This is a genomic window from Streptomyces sp. NPDC016459 (assembly GCF_040632845.1).
Classification (GTDB): domain Bacteria; phylum Actinomycetota; class Actinomycetes; order Streptomycetales; family Streptomycetaceae; genus Streptomyces.
Window position 1 is genome coordinate 88,092 of the sequence record NZ_JBEYCR010000005.1, and the last position, 21,742, is coordinate 109,833.

At 71.7% G+C, this 21,742-nt stretch carries 16 protein-coding genes; 11 read left to right on the forward strand and 5 right to left on the reverse strand.

The window, feature by feature from the left end; translation table 11 throughout:
• Window positions 1-72 precede the first annotated feature (72 nt).
• The 5 genes from ABZ567_RS15120 to ABZ567_RS15140 all read left to right on the forward strand — a co-directional run bounded on the left by ABZ567_RS15120 (window position 73) and on the right by ABZ567_RS15140 (window position 7,555).
• Entirely contained in the window at window positions 73-1,497 is a 1,425-nt protein-coding gene (locus tag ABZ567_RS15120; RefSeq protein ID WP_360789023.1) for a DUF4192 domain-containing protein, read from the forward strand.
• A 115-nt stretch (window positions 1,498-1,612) separates the two neighbouring features.
• Window positions 1,613-3,685 carry a glycogen debranching N-terminal domain-containing protein gene (locus ABZ567_RS15125; RefSeq protein ID WP_360789026.1) on the forward strand — a complete coding sequence of 691 codons (2,073 nt, stop codon included), beginning with the start codon at window positions 1,613-1,615 and terminating at the stop codon, window positions 3,683-3,685.
• 109 nt (window positions 3,686-3,794) lie between these two features.
• The gene (locus tag ABZ567_RS15130; RefSeq protein WP_360789029.1) at window positions 3,795-4,625 is read left to right on the forward strand and encodes an NUDIX domain-containing protein; all 831 of its coding nucleotides are present in this window, start codon (window positions 3,795-3,797) and stop codon (window positions 4,623-4,625) included.
• A 122-nt stretch (window positions 4,626-4,747) separates the two neighbouring features.
• Window positions 4,748-6,505, forward strand: a complete 1,758-nt coding sequence (locus ABZ567_RS15135; RefSeq protein ID WP_360789032.1) for an ABC transporter ATP-binding protein — start codon at window positions 4,748-4,750, stop codon at window positions 6,503-6,505.
• A 159-nt stretch (window positions 6,506-6,664) separates the two neighbouring features.
• Window positions 6,665-7,555, forward strand: coding sequence for a FadR/GntR family transcriptional regulator (locus ABZ567_RS15140; protein WP_360789035.1), 891 nt, complete (start codon window positions 6,665-6,667; stop codon window positions 7,553-7,555).
• A 216-nt stretch (window positions 7,556-7,771) separates the two neighbouring features.
• Here ABZ567_RS15140 and ABZ567_RS15145 read toward each other — a convergent pair whose 3' ends face one another.
• Window positions 7,772-8,002: a hypothetical protein gene (locus tag ABZ567_RS15145; protein WP_188266940.1), complete on the reverse strand. Its 231-nt coding sequence runs from the start codon at window positions 8,000-8,002 to the stop codon at window positions 7,772-7,774.
• On the opposite strand from ABZ567_RS15145, the gene ABZ567_RS15150 reads away from it, so the two are divergent.
• Window positions 7,935-9,482: an RNA polymerase sigma factor gene (locus ABZ567_RS15150; protein ID WP_360789037.1), complete on the forward strand. Its 1,548-nt coding sequence runs from the start codon at window positions 7,935-7,937 to the stop codon at window positions 9,480-9,482. The two genes, ABZ567_RS15145 and ABZ567_RS15150, sit on opposite strands and share 68 nt — an antisense overlap.
• Before the next feature lie 154 nt (window positions 9,483-9,636).
• A complete protein-coding gene (locus ABZ567_RS15155; protein ID WP_360789040.1) occupies window positions 9,637-10,455 on the forward strand; it encodes a serine protease in 819 nt (272 codons plus the stop codon).
• 105 nt (window positions 10,456-10,560) lie between these two features.
• Here the strand turns inward: ABZ567_RS15155 and ABZ567_RS15160 are convergent, their stop codons facing one another.
• Complete coding sequence (locus tag ABZ567_RS15160) at window positions 10,561-10,791, reverse strand: hypothetical protein (RefSeq protein WP_030211728.1); 231 nt, start codon at window positions 10,789-10,791, stop codon at window positions 10,561-10,563.
• A 431-nt stretch (window positions 10,792-11,222) separates the two neighbouring features.
• Between ABZ567_RS15160 and ABZ567_RS15165 the strand changes: the two genes are divergently transcribed.
• The 3 genes from ABZ567_RS15165 (at window position 11,223) to ABZ567_RS15175 (ending at window position 15,606) form a co-directional block, all read left to right on the forward strand.
• Window positions 11,223-13,340, forward strand: coding sequence for a DNA topoisomerase IV subunit B (locus ABZ567_RS15165; protein WP_360789044.1), 2,118 nt, complete (start codon window positions 11,223-11,225; stop codon window positions 13,338-13,340).
• A gap of 191 nt (window positions 13,341-13,531) precedes the next feature.
• Window positions 13,532-14,017, forward strand: a complete 486-nt coding sequence (locus ABZ567_RS15170) for a DUF485 domain-containing protein (protein ID WP_360789047.1) — start codon at window positions 13,532-13,534, stop codon at window positions 14,015-14,017.
• Window positions 14,014-15,606, forward strand: coding sequence for a cation acetate symporter (locus ABZ567_RS15175; protein WP_360789049.1), 1,593 nt, complete (start codon window positions 14,014-14,016; stop codon window positions 15,604-15,606). Before ABZ567_RS15170 ends, ABZ567_RS15175 begins: the two co-directional genes overlap by 4 nt.
• 9 nt (window positions 15,607-15,615) lie before the next feature.
• On the opposite strand, the gene ABZ567_RS15180 is transcribed toward ABZ567_RS15175, so the two are convergent.
• Together ABZ567_RS15180 and ABZ567_RS15185 are read right to left on the reverse strand one after the other, a co-directional pair.
• A complete protein-coding gene (locus ABZ567_RS15180; protein WP_360789052.1) occupies window positions 15,616-16,305 on the reverse strand; it encodes a response regulator in 690 nt (229 codons plus the stop codon).
• Window positions 16,302-17,984 (reverse strand): sensor histidine kinase, encoded by a 1,683-nt coding sequence (locus tag ABZ567_RS15185; RefSeq protein ID WP_360789054.1) that lies wholly within the window; start codon window positions 17,982-17,984, stop codon window positions 16,302-16,304. Before ABZ567_RS15185 ends, ABZ567_RS15180 begins: the two co-directional genes overlap by 4 nt.
• A gap of 111 nt (window positions 17,985-18,095) precedes the next feature.
• Here ABZ567_RS15185 and ABZ567_RS15190 point away from each other — a divergent pair, with 111 nt between their 5' ends.
• Window positions 18,096-19,181: a CobW family GTP-binding protein gene (locus ABZ567_RS15190; RefSeq protein WP_360789057.1), complete on the forward strand. Its 1,086-nt coding sequence runs from the start codon at window positions 18,096-18,098 to the stop codon at window positions 19,179-19,181.
• 37 nt (window positions 19,182-19,218) lie between these two features.
• Here the strand turns inward: ABZ567_RS15190 and ABZ567_RS15195 are convergent, their stop codons facing one another.
• A complete protein-coding gene (locus ABZ567_RS15195) occupies window positions 19,219-21,675 on the reverse strand; it encodes a DNA topoisomerase IV subunit A (RefSeq protein ID WP_360789059.1) in 2,457 nt (818 codons plus the stop codon).
• Between the last annotated feature and the right edge of the window lie 67 nt (window positions 21,676-21,742).

Sequence of the window (21,742 nt, forward strand, 5' to 3'; positions counted from 1 at the left end):
CGACGGATGCCCCGTTCCAGGAGTTATCCACAGGGGTTTCGGATTTCGGGAGATCACGAGACCGTCCTGACCATGAACGCGAATCACCATGAATCCAGCGGACCCTCCCGTACCCAGCAGATCACCCTGCGAGGCCCGGCGGAACTGGCCGACGCCCTGCCGTTCATGCTGGGCTTCCACCCCACCGACTCCGTCGTCCTGGTCGCCCTCCACGGCGAGCGCGGCCGCTTCGGCGGCCGGGTGAGGCTCGGCATCCCGCGCTCGCCCCTCGAATGGGCGTCCGTCGCCGACCACCTCGCCGAATGCCTCGTCGACGGAGGAGCGAAGGGCGGTACCCGGCCGGACGGCATCGTCGTCTTCCTCTGCCAGGACCCCTCGGCCGGCGAGACGGGTCGCGGGGTCATGGAACGGCTGCGCCCCTTCGCCCAGCACCTGCGGACCGCCTGCGGCGCCCTCGACATCCCCGTCTACGAAGCCCTCTGCATCTCCGACGGCCTCTTCTTCTCCTACTGCTGCCCCGACGCGCGCTGCTGCCCGCCCGACGGCACCCCGCTCGCGCTCAGTGGCACGTCGGTGATGGCGGCGGCCGCGGCGTACGCCGGAGTGCAGGTACGGGGTTCCCTGAGGGACATGGAAGGCCGGTTCATGCCGTCCGGCGGCCCGAGGGAGGAAGCGCAGCGCGCGGCGCTCGACGCGTCCGCCGCCTCGATCGTTCCCCGGATCCTCGAAGGCGCCGAGGGCAGGGGGCGCGAAGAGGTGCGCGAGACGACGCTGCGCATCGCGCGCGAAGTCCTCCGCCGGTTCGTCAACCCGAAGCGCCCCGGCCAGGAAGTCCCGATGAGCCCGACAGACCGGAAGGACCGCACGGGCATGGGAAAGGCCGACACCGCGACGGCCGAAGGCGACGCGGCCGACGACGCCCTGGTCGGGATCGACGAAGCGGCCGCTCTGATCATCGGCCTCCAGGACCGGGTCACCCGGGACCGTGCCGCCGAATGGATGGAGGGCTGGGAGGCCTCAGCAGCCCTGCGGCTTTGGCGCGTCCTCGCCCGTCGCTGCGTCAGCCCCTACCAGGAGCACGCCGCCGCACCCCTCACCCTCGCCGGCTGGGTCGCATGGTCCACCGGCGACGAGCCGACCGCGCGGGTAGCCCTCGGGCTCGCACTCCAGGCCGATCCCGAGTACGTCTTCGCCCAGCTGCTGCACCAGGCGTGCAACGAAGGGCTCGACCCCGAGTCGCTCCGCTCCTGCCTGAGGAGCGAGCGGGACACCCGAACCACGTCGGCGCCCTCCGTACCCCACGCCTCCCGACGCGTCCGGATGCGCGCCACCCGCCCGCAGGGCGCCCGGCAGACCCTTCGCAAGCCTCCGCGCCCGACCGGCGGAGGGGAGCGCCGTTCCACGGCCGGGGTCAGGCCCAGCGGAGCCGCCACGGGGAAGCCGGGGAGCGGTACCCCGAGGCACGGCGGACAGCGCGGCACCAGGAGTGGCCGATGACGACCGTGACCCGGCCGCCCACAGACGCGTTCAGCTCTCTGGCGGAGTCGTCCGAGCCGTCCCGCCGACATCCCGCCGGCCGCCCGGTTCGCAGAGAGAGCACCCCGTACCCGCCATGGCCCTCAGCCCCGTCCCTGCCCCCGGCCGCCCACCCGGACCCCCTGTCGGTCACTCACTCGGGCGTCCGTCCGGCAGCGGCGCCTCGCCTCCCCGTGGGGCGCGGCCCGCGGAGCTCCCCTCGGTGCACGGCGCGCTCCTCTGCGTGGCCCTGCCCGCCCTCGCCGTCTGCGCCGAGCACGGCCAGCTCACCGGTGAGGGACCCGAGGGCGTGTACGCGGCGGGTCGACGGCTCCTCTCCCGCTGCGTCCTCCGCGTGGCGGGGCGTGAGCCCGTCCCCCTCCAGGGCCGCCTGGCGGCCGCTGACCGGGCGGTGTTCCTCGGCGTCCTCCGCGTCCCGGGAGACGGGGGACCCGACCCCGGTCTCACCGTCGAACGCACGCGGAGCGCCGACGGAACCGAACGGATCACGCTGCGCAGCTCCGTCGCCCGCCCGCTCCGGCTCCCCGTGGAAATCGCTCTGGGCACGGATCTCGCGGACCTGGGCGCGGTGGCGTCCGGCCGGTCGGGCCCCGAACTCACAGGGAGCGTCCATGGCACCGGCCTGCGCTGGACCAGGGGCGGACGGTCCGCCGCCGTCATCGCGGACCCCCCGCCCACCGACTCCCTGGCGGCGGCCGGAGTGCTGCGCTGGGAGGCGGAGGTGGCGCCCGGAGGCACGTTCACGGTCCAGCTACGTGTACGCGGCGACTCGTCCACCCGGCCGCGCGCCCTCGCGGGTGCGGGCGCCGGACGGCCCGGCGGTCATCTGCTCGCCGACGCCCAGGCCGAGGGCGACGACCCACGTCCGGGAGAGCTGCTGCGCGCGTCCGTCGAGGACCTGCGGGCCCTGCTCCAGCGCGACCCGGCGCACCCGGCGGACGTACATCTCGCGGCCGGCGTCCCCTGGCGCTGTGGACCGGTCACCGCCGAAGCGCTCTGGGCGGCCCGGATGGCTCTTCCTCTCGGCACCCGGCTCGCCGCCACCACCCTGCGCGCCCTCGGCCGTACCCAACTCGCCGGAGCCGGTCCCGAGTCCGGCCGCATCCCAGGACCCCTCCGGGATGCGGGGCCGCACCTGCCGCCCGGCTGCACGGGCGTCGAGGCCACCCTCGCCTTCCCGGCCGTTCTCGCCGAGGCCCGTCGCTGGGGGCTGCCGACGGCGGACCTCGAGGAGTTGCTTCCCGTGGCGGAGTGCTGCCTCGGCTGGCTGCGCCGGGCGGCCGCGGGAAACGGTCTCGTGCCGGACCCGGGGCCCTCCGGTCCCTGGCGGGCCGAGACGCAGGCGCATGCCCACCGTGCGGCCCTGCTCGGAGCGGACCTGCTCGACGCCTGCGGGAGACCTGGGGGTGACGCGCTGCGGGAAGCGGGGCGAACTCTGCGCGAGCGGTTCCGACGGGAGTTCTGGCGCGACGACCGAGCGGGGGGCCGCCCCGCTGTGGGCCGCACGTCCGACGGCCGGCCCCTGCCGCACCTGGGGGGCTGGGCCGCACATCTGCTCGACACCGGGCTGCTGGGCGGTGGCCGTCACGCGCAGGGCCTGCTGGACAGGACGGAGACCGAGCAGGTGGCGAGGCTGCTGGGCACCCCGGCCCTGGACTCCGGTTGGGGGCTGCGCGGCCTCGGCACCAAGGAGTCGGGACACAATCCGTTCGGCCACCGGGCGGGCGCGGTGCGGGTGCACGAGACGGCGGTCGCCGTGGCCGGTCTCGCCGCCGCCGGGCACGAGAAGGAGGCCGCCTCCCTGCTTCGCGGGCTGATCGACGCGGCGGAGGCCTTCGGCCATCGGCTGCCCGAGATGTACGCCGGGGAACAGCGCACGGTGGGCGGCCGTCCGGTGCCGCACCCGGCCGCCTGCCGGCCGGCGGCCGTCGCGGCCGCCGGAGCGGTGCACGCCCTGCTCGCCCTCGCCGGAATCCGGCCCGACGCGCCGGGCCGCTCCGTGTCGACACATCCCCTGCGGTCGGCCCCGCTGGGAGCGATCCGGTTCTCGGGGCTTGTGGTCGCCGGTGCGCCGTTCGCCGTGCGGGTCGGACGGCTCGGGCTCGGTATGGTCGAGGAGGCCGCAGAGGGCCTTCAACTGGGGGTGTGACGGGATGCCGGACACAGACACGAGGGAAGCCTCGCGGCAGGGCGAGGAAGTCGTCGCCGATGCTCCCGAGGGGCGTGCTTATCGTCAGGAAGACGACTATGATCACGGCATGCCTCCCTACGACCCGTCGGCCTTTCCGCCCTTCGCCGTCACCGTCGATCTGGTCGTGCTCACCGTGCGCCGCCACGCGCTCTGCACCTTGGTCGTACGGCGGGGAGAGACGCCGTATCAAGGGCGTTGGGCGCTGCCCGGCGGCTTCGTGCGCGCCGAGGAGGATCTCGGCGCCGCGGCCGCGCGTGAGCTGGTCGAGGAGACCGGCCTCTGCGCCCACGACCCCGCCGCCCCGCCGCCGGTACCGAGCAACGGCGCGCATCTGGAGCAGCTCGCGACCTACGGGGCGCCCGACCGTGACCCGCGCATGCGGGTGGTCAGCGTCGCGCACCTGGCGCTGGCCCCGGACCTTCCCGCACCGAGAGCCGGAGGCGACGCGAACAGCGCCCGCTGGGCCCCCGTCGAGGAGCTGCTCGGCGAGGACGTGATCGCCGGGACGCTCGGGAGCGCCGATACGGCCGGAGCAGGGGAGGCGGCAGGCGACGCCGAGGACGCGGAGAAGCACGGGGGCCCGGAGGCCCTCGCCTTCGATCACGCCCGGATCCTCGCCGACGGGGTGGAGCGCGCCCGCTCCAAGATCGAGTACTCCTCCCTGGCCACGGCGTTCTGTCCGCCGGAGTTCACGGTCGGAGAGCTGAGGCGCGTGTACGAGGCGGTCTGGGGTGTCTCCCTGGATCCGCGCAACTTCCACCGGAAGGTGACCGGCACGCCCGGCTTCCTGGTTCCGGCCGGTGGCACCACGACCCGTCAGGGCGGGCGTCCCGCCCAGCTCTTCAGGGCGGGCGGAGCCACTCTCCTCAACCCGCCGATGCTGCGCCCCGAGGTCTGACGGACCGGTACATCCGGCGCCCCAGTGCGCCAATCCTGCGCCGAAAGTCCGAAATGTAGCGTTATCTTGCTGTGATAGCGCCGCCCTGCCGCGGAGCGGTGACATCTACCGCGAGAGAAGCGATGCTCCAGGCAATCGGACTGACCAGCATGCCCCGCCCTGATCGCCCGCCCGCCGTGGACGATCTGACCTTCGAGGCCCCGCCGGGCGCCGTGACGGCTCTCCTCGGCTCATCGGGCTCGGGCAGGACGACCGCGCTCCGGCTCATGCTCGAACTCGAGCCGGGCCGGGGGATCACCTACTTCCGTGGCCGACCCCTGCACCGCATCGCCCACCCCTCGCGCGAGGTCGGCGTCCTCCTCGGTGACGTCCCCGGACACCCCTCCCGGACGCTCCGGGGCCACCTGCGAATGCTCTGCGCCGCCGCAGGGGTCCCCGCCTCGCGGGCCGACACCCTCACGCGGACCGTGGGCCTCACCGGGCTGGACCGCCGACGGCTCGGCACCCTGCCGATCGGCGCGGACCGCCGACTCGGCCTCGCCTCGGCCCTGTTGGGTGCTCCGCACACCCTGCTGCTCGACGAGCCGGGCGCCGGCCTCTCCGTGCCCGAGAGTGCATGGCTGTACGAACTCCTGCGCGCGCACGCGGCGGACGGGGGAACCGTGCTCTACACCACGGATGACCCGAAGGACGCGGCCCGTAACGCCGACCGGGTCGTCACCCTCGACGGCGGCCGGCTCGTCGCGGACCAGGACGTCTCCGAGTTCGCCCGCACACGACTGCGCCCCCGGGTCACCGTCCGCACCCCGCAGGCCGCGAGGCTCGCCGCGGCCGTGACCCAGGAGGCCAGAGCGGCGCGCCGCCCGGTCGAAGTGGTGGCCGAGGGCGGCAGCCGTCTGTCCGTCTACGGGAGCGACTGCGCGGCCGTCGGGGACACGGCGTTCCGCCACGGAGTGCCGATTCACCGACTCGCCGCCGAAACCGGGGACGCGGGCCCCGTCCCGCATACCCCGGAAAGGCGCGCATCGCTCGATGCCACCGGGGCTCCGCGAGGCGAGGTGGCCGGTGTCGCCGCCGTCGGGGAGGCGGTCGGTGCCCGTCGACCGGCCCGCTCGCCCCTGCGCCCGCTGCGGTACGAGATCCGCCGGCTTCTGGGGGTGCCGTCCACTCCGCTCGTCATGGCGGCCGTCCTGCTCGGTTCCGTGGTGCTCGCCCTGCTTCTCGGGCGAGGCGGGCGAGCCGCGTTGCCCGCCGTTCTGGCCGGCTGGCCCGCGATCTCCCCCCTGCCGCCCGCGGCCCTCGGAGCCGGGCTCCTCGGCGCCTTCTCCTTCGGCGAGGAGTACCGCTACCCCGCACTCACCTCGGGCCGCGGTGCCGTGCCCCGCAGACCCGGTCTGCTCCTGGCGAAGCTCACCGTGGCGGCGGCCGTCGCCCTTGTGCTGGCGGTGGTCGTCGTGGTGGCAGACCTGGAGGCGCTGAGGTTCGTCTACGGCGGTGAGTCGATCACCGTACCGAAGAACTGGCCCATGCTCTGCGCGAGTTGGCTGGGGCTGCTCGTCGGCTGCGCCTGGGCCGGAGTGCTCGGCGCCGGCGTGTTCCGCGCCGCGGCGGCCGGTGTGGCGGCGGTCCTCGCGGTACCGGTCGCCTTCGTCCCGCTGCTGCAGAAGGTGTTGACGGGGCCGTCGGTGCGATCGGCCGCCGGACTCCCCGCCCGGTTGCGTGAGTTCGCGGGTCCACAGTGGTCCCCGGCGGTGGACCGCTGGCTGGCCGGGGTGCTGCGGGTCCTGGGGCAGCCCGCGGGGGTGGCCCTGTCGCTGACGTTGACGGGGTTGCTCTGCGCTTATGTGCTCACAGGGCTTCGCCGAAAGGCCCGTTGGTGATCACTTGTGGACCGAAAGTTTCCGGTTCACCGTCAACTCCCTTGAAACTGCCTCATATGTCCGATAAATCGTCAATTGCGCAGGGGGTGGCGATCACCCTTTCGTGTGCTTTTCACCAAAGACCTCAAGGGCCACGGAGGCAACGCCGACAAAGGATGCGTGAGTACCCTTGCGCACACCATGATGACCGCCGCCCGCTCCGTCGACTCCGGCCTCGGCGCCCCGGGCGATCTCGACCGCTACCCCTACCCGGAGGCGCCCGCCGCCGGCCGTACGGGACCGTCCTCCTGGGAGGGCGTGGACACCGACCTGGGCCGTGTCGGCCGCCGGAGCACCGGCAACCGGGGCCGCGGGCTGCACGGGCAGCTCGTCCAGCAGCTCGGCCAGATGATCGTCTCCGGAGACCTCGGAGCCGACCGTCCGCTCGTCCCCGAAGAGATCGGCCAGCGGTTCGAGGTCTCACGCACGGTCGTGCGCGAGTCGCTGCGCGTGCTGGAGGCCAAGGGGCTCGTCAGCGCCCGCCCCAACGTGGGCACCCGGGTCAGGCCCGTCAGCGACTGGAACCTCCTGGACCCCGACATCATCGAGTGGCGCGCCTTCGGCCCGCAGCGCGACGACCAGCGCCGAGAACTGATCGAGCTCCGCTGGACGATCGAACCGCTGGCCGCTCGCCTCGCCGCCGGGCACGGCCGGGAGGACGTCCAGCAGCGTCTCGCCGACATGGTCGAGATCATGGGCCACGCGTTCGCCCAGGGAGACGGCATCACCTTCTCCCGCGCGGACACCGAGTTCCACTCCCTCCTCATCCAGCTCGCCGGTAACCGGATGCTGGAGCACCTCTCCGGCATCGTCGCGTCCGCCCTCCAGGTCTCCGGCGGCGGCCCCGTCACGAACTGCGACCGGCCGAGCGAGACCTGTATCGCCCACCACGCCCGGATCGCGGACGCGCTCGCCGCGGGGGACGCGCAGGGTGCCGAGTCGGCCATGCGGCAGCTGCTCACCGTCCACCCCGAGGTGGAGCGGGTCGTCCCCGCCCCCCGCGAACACTGACCCGCGGGCCGTGTTCGGGAGCGCGCACCTGACGGCATCGCGTACCGCCGGGTCCGAGCGCCACCCGGGGGGTCCCGCAGGGATTCCCCGGGTGGCGCCAGGGTTCCGGCGGTGCGGATGTACGCTGATCTACCCCTTTCAGTCGCTTTGTCGTGCATGAGGTGTGACTCGGGCCACGAAGATTGGGCGTAACACTCCTCCGAGCCGTGCGATGACTTAAGAGGTGACAGCCGAGGAAGGAATACAGCAGCCGATGGAGGCGCTGTGCAGTTCCCCGGTCCAGCCCGCGCCGTCGGCACATTCCCCGTCGACGGTCGTCGGCTCCAGCCCGATCCAGGGCGGGGCCGGAAGCCGTTTCCATCGTTCCGAGAGGTTGTTCGTGTCGGCCAGCACATCCCGTACGCTCCCGCCGGAGATCGCCGAGTCCGAGTCTGTGATGGCGCTCATCGAGCGGGGAAAGGCTGATGGGCAGATCGCCGGCGATGACGTGCGTCGGGCCTTCGAGGCTGACCAGATTCCGCCAACCCAGTGGAAGAATGTTCTGCGCAGCCTCAATCAGATCCTCGAGGAAGAGGGTGTGACGCTGATGGTCAGTGCAGCGGAGTCGCCGAAGCGCGCCCGTAAGAGCGTCGCAGCGAAGAGCCCGGCCAAGCGCACCGCCACCAAGACCGTCACCGCCAGGACGACCGTGACGAAGTCCAGCGTCGCGGGCGCCACGGCCTCTGCGGCGGAGGGCGCCGACCCGGCCGACGAGGCCGGATCCGTCGCCAGGAAGGCGGCCGCGAAGAAGACCGTCGCCAAGAAGGCGGTGGCCAAGAAGACTGTCGCCAAGAAGACGGCGGCCAAGAAGACCACGTCCAAGAAGGACGCCGACGAGGCCGTCGAGGGCGAAGAGCTGCTCGAGGACGTCGCGCCCGGCAAGGGCGAGGAAGAGGAGACCGAGGGCGAGAGCAAGGGCTTCGTCCTGTCCGACGACGACGAGGACGACGCCCCGGCGCAGCAGGTCGCCGTCGCCGGTGCCACCGCCGACCCGGTCAAGGACTACCTGAAGCAGATCGGCAAGGTCCCGCTCCTCAACGCCGAGCAGGAGGTCGAGCTCGCCAAGCGCATCGAGGCCGGCCTGTTCGCCGAGGACAAGCTGGCGAACTCGGACAAGCTCGCGCCGAAGCTCAAGCGCGAGCTGGAGATCATCGCCGAGGACGGCCGTCGGGCCAAGAACCACCTCCTGGAGGCCAACCTCCGTCTGGTGGTCTCCCTGGCCAAGCGCTACACCGGCCGCGGCATGCTCTTCCTGGACCTGATCCAGGAGGGCAACCTGGGTCTGATCCGTGCCGTCGAGAAGTTCGACTACACCAAGGGCTACAAGTTCTCCACGTACGCCACCTGGTGGATCCGTCAGGCGATCACCCGCGCCATGGCCGACCAGGCCCGCACCATCCGTATCCCGGTGCACATGGTCGAGGTCATCAACAAGCTCGCGCGCGTGCAGCGCCAGATGCTCCAGGACCTGGGCCGCGAGCCCACCCCGGAGGAGCTGGCCAAGGAGCTCGACATGACCCCTGAGAAGGTCATCGAGGTCCAGAAGTACGGTCGCGAGCCGATCTCCCTCCACACCCCGCTGGGTGAGGACGGCGACAGCGAGTTCGGCGACCTGATCGAGGACTCCGAGGCGGTCGTCCCGGCCGACGCGGTGAGCTTCACGCTCCTCCAGGAGCAGCTGCACTCCGTGCTCGACACGCTCTCCGAGCGTGAGGCGGGCGTCGTCTCGATGCGCTTCGGTCTCACTGACGGTCAGCCGAAGACTCTGGACGAGATCGGCAAGGTCTACGGCGTGACCCGCGAGCGGATCCGCCAGATCGAGTCGAAGACGATGTCGAAGCTGCGTCACCCGTCGCGTTCGCAGGTTCTGCGCGACTACCTCGACTGAGCCGTACCCGCCCCGGACGCGAGGCACGGCGCGGTAGACGGAAGGGCCCGGTTCCCCGAGGGGGAGCCGGGCTCTCCGGCTGTGCGGGGGTGCACGGTACGCGCGAGTGCTGGACGCTGGGTGAACCGACATCACCGGAGAGTCAGGAGGCTTCATGCGTGGTTCCCTCACCCGAGCGTTGGCGGGTGCTCTGGGCCTGATCGCCGCAGCGGCGGGCCAGGTCGCCACCGGCGCCCCCGCGGCCGCCGACAGTGTCGTCGTGGGCGGGCGTCCCGCCCAGATCACGGACGCGCCCTGGGTCGTGGCGCTGTCCAGCCGTGACCGGTTCGGAGGTACGCGCGCGGGACAGTTCTGCGGGGGCGTGGTGGTCGCGCCGACCAAGGTGCTGACGGCGGCCCACTGCCTGGGCCGGGAGGTGCTCGGCGGCGAGCCGTGGGAGGTACGCGACTTCGTCGTCATCGCGGGCCGCGCCGCGCTGCGGGGACAGGGCGGGCAGGAGGTGCGGATCTCGGACACCTGGGTCAATCCCGACTACGACCCGACGACCAACTCGGGCGATCTCGCGGTGCTGACGCTGGTGAGCGCGCTCCCGAAGTCGTACGTGATCGGCGTCGCCCCCGCCGGCGACGCGGTCCACGCACCCGGCACGGCGGCGGACGTCTACGGGTGGGGTGACACGACCGGTAACGGGGCCTACGCGTCCACGCTGCGGACGGCGCGCGTGCGGGTGCTGCCGGACAGCGCGTGCGAGCGGGCGTACCCGGGTGGACCGGGCGTCCCGTACCGGGGCGACACGATGGTGTGCGCGGGGGACCCGAAGGGCAGCAGGGACGCGTGCCAGGGCGACAGTGGAGGCCCGCTCGTGGCCGGGGGGCTGCTCATCGGCCTGGTGTCCTGGGGCAGCGGCTGCGGGCAGGCGGAAAATCCGGGTGTCTACACGCGGGTCTCGGCGGTTCTGCCGTCGCGTATCTGACACTCGGTGGCATACGAGAACGGGCGGTCATCCCCCTGAGAATGCGGGGGTGACCGCCCGCCGTCCGGGCACTGGCCGGATCTGGCTCGTCGTGGTTGCGAAGCGTCAGTGCTCGTCGCCCACAGTGCGGGCCGGCACGTCCGTCAGCCGGTCCGTCTCATCCTGTATCTCGACGGCGATCTTCTTGAGTTCCGGCTCGAACTTGCGTCCGTGGTGGGCGCAGAAGAGCAAGTCACCTCCGCTGGTCAGGACGACACGCAGGTATGCCTGGGCGCCGCAGCGGTCGCAGCGGTCAGCGGCCGTCAGGGGGCTCGCGGGGGTCAGAACAGTAGTCACGTCGCCTCTTCTCTAGCTCGACGAGCTGTCGTACCAGGGTCAACATCCAACCAGGCCGGAAACGTTCCCGCTCGTGGCTTTTCCTTGAAACTTCTTCCCAAGGTGGCTGTCTGCTGCCGGTTGGCGGCGAATGAGCCGTATTGCTTCGCTCTACGGATTTCGCGTTGCTTGCATCGGTTGGCCCTCCCGGCGGTTGCCGGTTGTTGATGAGGACGTGCCCGGAGCCTAAATGGTTCATGCCTGGAAGGGAACGTGATGTGTGCTTCACCCCATCGAGGGATCGAACATCCATGCGACTCTGGACTAGCATGAGGAATCGGGGTGGGTGGCGTGACAACGGCTCTACCAGGCATCGGTACCCTCTGACCGGTGACCGAAGCCGGGCCTTACCCCATCGCGCAAGATTTCAAATTCAGCGAGGAGCGAACCGCGTGACCGCCGAAACGTCCGTGCCGTCCAGTGCGCTGCTGACCGCAGACCGTGACGCTTCCAATTACACCGCGCGGCACCTGCTCGTACTCGAGGGGCTCGAAGCGGTCCGCAAGCGCCCCGGTATGTACATCGGGTCCACCGACAGCCGCGGCCTGATGCACTGCATCTGGGAGATCATCGACAACTCGGTCGACGAGGCCCTCGGTGGCTACTGCGACCACATCGAGGTCATCCTCCACGACGACGGATCCGTGGAGGTCCGGGACAACGGCCGGGGTATCCCGGTCGACGTCGAACCGAAGACCGGACTCTCCGGAGTCGAGGTCGTCATGACGAAGCTGCACGCCGGCGGAAAGTTCGGCGGTGGGTCGTACGCGGCCTCCGGCGGCCTCCACGGCGTCGGCGCCTCCGTGGTCAACGCCCTGTCGGCGCGCCTCGACGTCGAGGTCGACCGGAACAGCGCCACGCACTCGATCAGTTTCCGCCGCGGCGTCCCGGGCATCTTCACGGAGCAGGGCCCCGACAGTCCCTTCGATCCGGCGAACGGCCTCCGCAAGGGCAAGCGCGTCCCCAAGACCCGCACCGGCACCCGCGTCCGCTACTGGGCGGACCGGCAGATCTTCCTCAAGGACGCCAAGCTCTCCCTGGATACGCTGCACCAGCGCGCCCGGCAGACCGCCTTCCTCGTCCCCGGTCTCACCATCGTCGTCCGCGACGAGCGTGACCTGGCGGGCGTCGGCAAGAGCGAGGAGACCTTCCGCTTCGACGGTGGCATCAGCGAGTTCTGCGAGTACCTCGCGCAGGACAAGGCCGTCTGCGACATCCAGCGCCTCACCGGGTACGGCACCTTCAAGGAGACCGTCCCCGTCCTCGACGAGCGGGGCCACATGACCCCGACCGAGGTCACCCGCGAACTCACCGTCGACGTCGCGCTGCGCTGGGGCACCGGCTACGACGCCACGGTGAAGTCCTTCGTCAACATCATCGCCACGCCGAAGGGCGGCACCCACGTCTCCGGTTTCGAGCAGGCCATCACCAGGACGGTGAACGAGGTGCTGCGCTCGACGAAGATGCTGCGCGTCGCCGAGGACGACGTCGTCAAGGACGACGCCCTCGAAGGACTCACGGCCGTCGTGACCGTCCGCCTCGCCGAGCCGCAGTTCGAGGGGCAGACCAAGGAGGTCCTCGGTACGTCCGCCGCGCGCCGGATCGTGGCGAACGTGGTCGCCAAGGAGCTCAAGGCCTTCCTCACCTCCACCAAGCGGGACGCCAAGGCGCAGGCGCGCGCCGTGCTGGAGAAGGCCGTCGCCGCGGCCCGTACCCGGATCGCCGCGCGGCAGCACAAGGAGGCGCAGCGCCGGAAGACCGCGCTCGAGTCCTCCTCGCTGCCGGCCAAGCTGGCCGACTGCCGCAGCGACGACGTGGAGCGCAGCGAGCTCTTCATCGTCGAGGGCGACTCGGCCCTCGGCACGGCCAAGCTCGCCCGTAACAGCGAGTTCCAGGCGCTGCTGCCCATCCGGGGCAAGATCCTCAACGTTCAGAAGTCGTCCGTCTCGGACATGCTGAAGAACGCCGAGTGCGGTGCGATCATCCAGGTCATAGGAGCGGGCTCGGGCCGCACCTTCGACATCGACGCGGCCCGCTACGGGAAGATCGTCCTCCTGGTCGACGCCGACGTCGACGGCGCCCACATCCGCTGTCTGCTGCTGACGCTCTTCCAGCGCTACATGCGGCCCATGGTGGAGGCCGGGCGGGTCTTCGCCGCCGTGCCCCCGCTGCACCGGATCGAGCTCGTCCAGCCCAAGAAGGGCCAGGACAAGTACGTCTACACGTACTCGGACAACGAGCTGCGGCAGACCCTGCTGGAGTACCAGCGCAAGGGGGTCCGCTACAAGGACGCCATCCAGCGCTACAAGGGCCTGGGCGAGATGGACGCCGACCAGCTCGCGGAGACCACGATGGACCCGCGCCACCGCACCCTGCGCCGGATCAACATCGGTGACCTGGACGCGGCGGAGCAGGTCTTCGACCTCCTCATGGGTAATGACGTCGCTCCTCGCAAGGAGTTCATCACCGGTTCGGCGGCGACCCTCGACCGTTCGCGCATCGACGCCTGAGGGTCGCCGACCGGCGTCCGCGACCGGGCGCAGGCCGTGCGGTACGCATATCAGCACGGTCTGGTCAGGGCGCCGGGGAGAAGAGTCACCTGATGGGGTGAAGAGGGGGAGGAGAAGAGTCCGGGATCTTCCCGCTCTGTCCATCCTTGGGCACGCGGCCGAAACGGTTCGCTGACAAGGAGAGCTGGCGGGTGGAGCAGGTGGACGAACAGGAGGGGCTCGGCGTTCCGGCGATGCCGGTCGACGACCCCTGGTACGACGTGACGGCCTCCGGACGTGACGAGCGGGCCGAGGCCGGGCCCCCCGGTGCCCGACGCCCCGACGCGGTGCCGCGGCAGCGGGTCCACAGCGCGGCGGAGATCTATCTGGAGGTGCAGCGCAGCCCCGCCTTCCAGGAAGTGCGCAGCCGCTACCGCCGGTTCGCGTTCCCCGCCGCCCTCGCGTTCCTCCTCTGGTACCTCGCCTACGTCGTGGCGGCGACGGCCGCTCCGGGGCTCATGGCCCGCCCGGTCGCCGGAGCGGTGAACGTGGCGATGGTCGCGGGGCTCGGGCAGTTCCTCACCACCTTCCTGCTGACGTGGGCCTACGCGCGCCATGCCAGGCTGCGCAGGGACCGGGCCGCGCTGGACCTGCGGTGGGACACGCAGGAGATGACCCGAGGGGTGGGTCAGCCGTGACCGGAGACCACCAGACCCTGGCGCTCGTGCTGTTCAGCGCCTTCATCGCGGTCACCCTGGGCATCACCACCTGGGTGAGCCGCAACCGGCGCGGTTCGGCGGAGGAGTTCTACGCCGGGGGCAGGCTGTTCTCGCCCCTGGAGAACGGCTTCGCGATCGCCGGTGACTACATGTCCGCGGCCTCGTTCCTCGGCATCTCCGGGCTGATCGCGCTCTACGGCTACGACGGCATGCTGTACTCCGTGGGGTTCCTGGTCGCCTGGCTGGTCGTCCTGCTGCTGGTGGCCGAACTGGTGCGCAACTGCGGCCGGTTCACCCTGGCCGATGTCGTCGCCGCGCGGATGGCGGAGCGACCGGTGCGGATCGCCGCCGGAACGTCCTCGGTGACCGTGTCCGTGCTGTACCTGGTCGCCCAGATGGTCGGCGCGGGGAGCCTGGTCGCCCTGCTGCTCGGCGGCACCAGCGAGGCGGCCCGGTCATGGACGGTGATCGGCGTGGGCGCGCTGATGGTGGTCTACGTGTCGCTGGGCGGCATGCGGGCCACCACCTGGATCCAGATCGTCAAGGCCGTCCTGCTCATGGCGGGCACGATCGCGCTCACCGTCCTCGTCCTGCTCCGATTCCACGGCGACGTGAACAACCTGCTCTCCACCGCGGCGGAACGCAGCGGCCACGGAATGGGGTTCCTCGCCCCCGGACTCCGCTACGGCGGGGACTGGACGGCCCGTCTCGACTTCATCAGCCTCGGCCTCGCCCTGGTCCTCGGCACCGCGGGCCTGCCGCACATCCTGGCGCGCTTCTACACCGTGCCGACCGCCAGGGCCGCCCGGCGCTCCGTCGTCTGGGCCATCGGGCTCATCGGAAGCTTCTACCTGATGACCATCGTGCTCGGCTTCGGCGCGGCGGCCCTGATCGGCCCGGCCGAGGTCCGCGCCTCCAACGCCTCCGGGAACACGGCCGTACCGCTGCTCGCTCTCGACCTCGGCGGCGGAGCGGGCTCCACCGGCGGCACCGTGCTCTTCGCGATCGTCGCCGCCGTCGCGTTCGCGACCATCCTGGCCGTCGTCGCGGGGATCACCCTCGCCTCGTCGGCCTCCGTCGCCCACGACCTGTACGCCTCGCTGCGCCGCCGACGCACGAAGCAGTACAGCGAGGTGACCGTGGCCCGGATCGCCGCGGCGGTGATCGGCGCGGTCGCCATCGGCCTGGGGCTGCTCGCCCGCGACCTCAACGTGGCGTTCCTGGTCGGACTGGCCTTCGCGGTCGCGGCCTCCGCCAATCTGCCGGTGCTGCTCTACTCGCTGTTCTGGCGGAAGTTCACCACCCGGGGCGCGGTCTGGGCGGTGTACGGCGGACTGATCCCCGCGGTGCTGCTCGTCCTGGTCTCGCCGGTCGTCTCCGGCAGTCCCGAAGCGCTGTTCCCCGGCGTCGACTTCCACCTCTTCCCGCTGCAGAACCCGGGGGTGGTGTCCATCCCGCTCGGCTTCCTCGCGGGCTGGATCGGGACAGTCACCTCCACCGAACCGCCCGACGAGGCGCGGCACGCCGAGACCGAGGTGCGGGCGCTGACCGGCGCGGGAGCCGTCTGACCTGGTGCCTCAGCGACTGGGTGGGGAAGTCACCCAGACGTAGCGGTGTTCGGGCCGGCCCGTCTCGCCGTACCGGAGCGAGAGCCGCACGCGGCCGGTGCGTTCGAGGAGCTTGAGATAGCGCTGCGCCGTCTGGCGGCTGACGCCGGCCCGCTCGGCGATCTCCTGCGCGGACAGGGGAGCGTCCCAGGCGAGCAGGACCTGGCGGACCAGTTCGGCCGTGGTGGGGGAGTGCCCCTTGGGCAGGTCGGGGGTAACGGAGCCGGCCGACAGAGCGCCGAAGATGCGGTCCACCTCGGCCTGCTCCGCCTCGCCGCCGCTCTCCAGGGTGCGGCGGAGCGTCGCGTACGCCTCCAACTTGGCTCGGATCACGGCGAAGTTGAACGGCTTGACCAGGTACTGGAGGGCGCCGTGCCGCATCGCCGCCTGCACCGTGGCCACGTCCCGGGCCGCCGTCACCATGATCACGTCGCACTGGTGGCCCCGAGCACGGAGCTCCCGTACGACCGCGAGCCCGTTCTCGTCCGGGAGGTAGTGGTCGAGAAGGATCAAATCCACCGGGTGCTCGTCCAGAGCGGCGAGCGCCTCGGCGGCCGTGTGGGCGGTGGCGGCGACCCGGAAGCCCGGCACCTTGGTGACGTACGCGGCGTTGATCCGCGCCACCCGCACGTCGTCGTCCACGACGAGGACGTCGATCATCGCGCCCCCTCGACCGGTTCCGGTTCCGCGGAGGCCGCGTCGGGATCGGGGTCCGGCTCGGTCAGGGCGTCCGGGAGGACGACGGTGAACTCGGCGCCCCCCTCGGGGCCCCCGGGCACGCGGGCGGTGCCGCCGCGACGTTCCGCGAGCCGGCGGACGAGGGCGAGACCGAGGCCGCGCTTCCCGTGGGACGGGAGGGCCTTCGTCGACCAGCCCTCGGTGAAGATCAGCTCACGGCTCTCCTCCGGAACCCCCGGGCCGCCATCCGTGACCCGCAGCACGACCGTACGGCCGTCGGCGCGGAGGGAGACGTCGATCCGGGCGCCGGGGGTGCCCGCCACGGCGTCCAGGGCGTTGTCGACCAGGTTCCCGACGACGGTGACCAGTTCACGCGGGTCGACGAGCCGGTCCGGCAGCAGCGAGGCGGGGGCGATCCGCAACGAGACGCCCCGCTCGGCGGCGACCGTCGCCTTGCCGACCAGCAGCGCGGCGAGCAGCGGATCGTGGACCTTCTCCGTGACCTGCTCGGCGGTCGCCCGATGCACGCCGACCACCTCGGTGACGAACGCGACCGCCTCCTCGTGCAGCTCCAGCTCCAGGAGCCCGAGGAGGGTGTGCATCCGGTTGGCGTGCTCGTGGTCCTGGGCGCGAAGGGCGTCGATCAGCCCCCGGGTGGAGTCCAGCTCGCGTCCGAGCCGCTCCAGCTCGGTGCGGTCGCGGAGGGTCGCCACCGCGCCGCCGTCGTCGGTCGGCATCCGGTTGGCGATCAGCACCCGGTGCCCCCGCACGGTGACCAGGTCCTCCCCGGTCACCCGGCCCGCGAGGACATCGGCGGTACGGCCCCCGCCGAGGAGGTCGTCGAGCGGCCGGCCCGCCGCCTCGGAACCGAGACCGAGAAGCCGCTGCGCCTCGTCGTTCATGAGCCGCACGGAGCCGTTGCGGTCCAGGGCCACCACCCCCTCGCGGATGCCGTGCAGCATGGCCTCGCGTTCGGCGAGCAGCGCGGAGATGTCGGAGAACGCCAGGTCGTGGGTCTGCCGCTGAAGGCGCCGGGAGATCAGGTACGCGGCCAGGGCCCCGGCCGCGAGCGCCCCGCCCGCGTAGGCGAGGAGACCGGGGATCGCGGCGAGGAGCCGGTCGCGGACGCTGTCGTACTCGATGCCGACCGACACCGCGCCGACGATCCGCCCGTCCGCGTCCCGCAACGGCGTCTTGCCGCGCGCCGAGCGGCCCAGGGTGCCGCTGTCGATCTCCATCACCTCGCGCCCGGCGAGGACGGCGCTCGGGTCCGTGGAGACACGCCCGCCGATCGCGGCGGGATCGGTGTGCGACCAGCGCACCCCACGGGTGTCCATGACCACGACGTACTCGGCGCCCGTCGACATCCGGATCCGCTCCGCCTCCGTCTGCACCGGGCCCCGCGCGGACGGCGGCGTCGTGGTGAGGTCCGCGGCCAGCCGGGGCGACGCGGTGGTTCCCGCGATGGCAAGCGCCCGCCGCATGGCCTGGTCGTCGAGCTGGGCGCTGAGCGGGGCGAGGAACAGCCCGGTGGCGAGGACGGTCACACCGGTCGCGATGGCCAGCTGCATCAGCAGGACCTGCGAGAACACCCGCCGGGGCCACCCGAACCGCCGTCGGCGCGCACCGGGGCGCGGGGGGCTGGTCTGTGCGGGGCTCATGCCGGAAAAGGTACGGGGCCGCGCCCCGGGACCGGAAACGGCGACGGAGGGGGCGCCTATCCTGGGGGTTTCCCACAGCCGTGGGGCACGAAGGAACCGGAGGCACGTCCCTTGACCACGCAGCAGATCCCCGTCGTCGTCCTGGCCGGGTTTCTCGGGGCCGGGAAGACCACGCTCCTCAACCACCTGCTGCGCAGCGCCCGGGGCACCCGTATCGGCGTCATGGTCAACGACTTCGGGGACATCGGCATCGACGCGATGAGCGTCGCCGGACAGGTCGGCTCCACCGTCTCCCTCGGCAACGGCTGCCTCTGCTGCGCCGTCGACGCGAGCGAACTCGACGAGTACCTGGAGGTCCTCACCCGCCCCGAGTCCCGCCTCGACGTCATCGTGATCGAGGCGAGCGGTCTCGCCGAGCCGCAGGAACTGGTCCGTATGGTGCTCGCCAGCGAGAACGAGCGGATCGTGTACGGGGGGCTCGTCCAGGTCGTCGACGCGGCCGAGTTCTCCGCCACCCGGCAGCGGCACCCCGAGACCGACCGGCATCTGCCGATCGCCGACCTCGTCGTCGTGAACAAGGCCGACCGGGTCCCCGGGGACCGGCTGCGCTCCGTCCGCGAGGCGGTGGCGGGCCTGGCGGGGAAGGCCGTCGTGGTCGAGGCGGCGTACGGACGGATCGACCCGGAACTGCTCTTCGACCGGGTGGTGCCCGAGGGGGAGATCGAGGGGCAGATGTCCATCGAGGACATCCTGTACGGCCCGGAGGGCGAGGACGGCGGGGGCGGGGAGGACGGCGGGGGCGGCCCGCACGCCCACCCGCACGCGGCGTACGAGACCGTGTCCCTGACGGCCACGACCCCGCTCCACCCGCGCCGGCTGATGGCCTTCCTCGACGCCCGGCCCGAGGGCCTCTACCGGATCAAGGGCTTCGTCGACTTCGGCGCCGCGGACCCGGACAACCGCTACACCGTCCACGCCGTCGGCCGTTTCCTGCGCTTCTATCCCGAGCGGTGGCCCGAGGGCGAGGAGCGGCTCACCCAGCTCGTCCTGATCGGTTCCGGCGTCGACGCGGCGGGACTGGGCAAGCAGCTGGCGTCCTGCGAGCAGAACGGGCCGCAGGACGCCCCCGACGGGCACAGCATGTGGGGCGTCCTGCGATACGTACAGCAGACCGAGGAAGAGCCGGAGGCGCCCTGACCCCCAGGGCGGGCGGGGGCCGCCTCCGACGGCCGTCCTAGCTCGCCGGGCCCGCCACCACGTCCACCGGGCGGGGGAGCGGGGTGCCCGAGCCGTCTCGGCGCGGGTCCATCTCCGGGAGGTCCACCGGGGTGCCGGTCTTCTGGGCCGCGCGGGCCGGCGCGGCACCCGCCCACGCCAGGATCAGGACGTCCTCGCCCCTCAGGAAGCGCTGGCAGCGGACACCGCCGGTCGCCCGGCCCTTGCGCGGGTACTGGTCGAAGGGCGTCAGCTTCGCCGACGTACCCGCCGAGTCCAGGGTGCCCGTGGAGCCCGCGACGGTGAAGACGACGGCGTCGGCGGCAGGGTCGACCGTCGTGAACGAGAGCACCTCGGCGCCCGCCGACAGCTTGACGCCCGCCATGCCGCCGGCCGGGCGGCCCTGGGGCCGTACCTGCGAGGCCGGGTAGCGGAGCAGCTGGGCGTCGGAGGTGATGAAGACCAGGTCCTCCTCGCCCGTCCGCAGCTCGGTCGCGCCGACGATCCGGTCACCGTCCTTGAGCGAGATGACCTCCAGCTCGTCCTTGTTCGCCGGATAGTCGGGCACCACGCGCTTCACCACGCCCTGGCGCGTACCGATGGCCAGCCCGGGCGAGGACTCGTCGAGCGTGGTGAGGCAGACCACGGTCTCGTCGGCCTCCAGGGACAGGAACTCGGACAGTGGCGCACCGCCCGCCAGGTTCGGGACGCTCGCGGTGTCCGGAAGTTGCGGCAGGTCGATGACCGCGATCCGCAACAGCCGCCCCTTCGAGGTCACCGCGCCGATGTCGCCGCGCTGCGTGGCGGCCACCGCCGACAGGATCACGTCGTGCTTGACGCGCTTCGCGTCCGGGTCGGCCTCCGGCAGCTCCGCCGTCGCCGTACGGGCGAGCAGTCCGGTGGAGGACAGCAGCACCCGGCACGGGTCGTCCGCGACCTCCAGGGACACGGCCGCGACGGGCGCACCGGCCGACTCCAGCAGGACCGTCCGCCGGTCCGTCGCGAACTTCTTGGCGACCGCGGCCAGTTCCGCCGAGACCAGCTTGCGCAGCTCCGCGTCGGAGTCCAGGATGCCGGTCAGCTCGTCGATCTCGCCGTTGAGACGGTCGCGCTCGCTCTCCAGTTCAATCCGGTCGAACCGGGTGAGGCGGCGCAGCGGGGTGTCCAGGATGTACTGCGTCTGGATCTCGCTCAGGGAGAAGCGCTCCATCAGGCGCTCCTTGGCCTGCGCGGAGTTGTCGCTCTCCCGGATGAGGCGGATGACCTCGTCGATGTCGAGCAACGCGACGAGCAGGCCGAGCACGAGGTGGAGCCGGTCGCGCTTCTTGGTCCTGCGGAACTCGGAGCGGCGCCGGACCACCTCGAAGCGGTGGTCGAGGTAGACCTCCAGGAGCTCCTTGAGACCGAGGGTGAGGGGCTGGCCGTCGACCAGCGCCACGTTGTTGATGCCGAAGGACTCCTCCATCGGCGTCAGCTTGTAGAGCTGCTCGAGGACCGCCTCCGGCACGAAGCCGTTCTTGATCTCGATGACCAGGCGAAGGCCGTGGTTGCGGTCGGTGAGGTCCTTGACGTCCGCGATGCCCTGGAGCTTCTTGGAGCCGACCAGGTCCTTGATCTTGGAGATGACCTTCTCGGGGCCGACCGTGAAGGGCAGCTCGGTGACGACGATGCCCTTGCGCCGGGCCGTCACGGTCTCCACGCTCGTCGTGGCGCGGATCTTGAACGAGCCGCGGCCCGATTCGTACGCGTCCTTGATGCCGGAGAGGCCGACGATCCGGCCACCGGTCGGCAGGTCGGGGCCGGGCACGAAACGCATCAGCGTCTCGAGGTCGGCGCCGGGGTGGCGGATCAGATGGCGGGCCGCGGCGATGACCTCGCCGAGGTTGTGCGGGGGCATGTTGGTCGCCATGCCGACCGCGATGCCGGACGCGCCGTTGACCAGCAGGTTCGGGTAGGCGGCGGGCAGCGCCGCCGGCTCCCGCTCCTGGCCGTCGTAGTTCGGCGAGAAGTCGACCGTGTCCTCGTCGATGGACTCGGTCATGAGCAGCGCGGCCGGAGCCATCCGCGACTCGGTGTACCGCATGGCGGCCGGCGGGTCGTCGTTGCCGAGGGAGCCGAAGTTGCCGTGGCCGTCGACGAGGGGGAGGCGCATGGAGAAGGGCTGCGCCATGCGCACCATGGCGTCGTAGATCGAGGCGTCGCCGTGCGGGTGGAGCTTGCCCATCACCTCGCCGACGACGCGGGCGCACTTGACGAAGCCCCGGTCGGGGCGAAGCCCCATCTCGCCCATCTGGTAGACGATGCGGCGCTGGACGGGCTTCATGCCGTCCCGGGCGTCGGGGAGGGCACGCGAGTAGATCACCGAGTACGCGTACTCGAGGAAGGAGCCCTGCATCTCGTCGACGACGTCGATGTCGAGGATTCGCTCCTCGAACGCGTCGTCCGGCGGCGGTGTCTTCGTGCTGCGGCGGGCCATCGCGGCTGCGGCTCCTTCACCAACATGGTTGAACTGACGCGGACCATTGTGGACCTTGCCACCGACA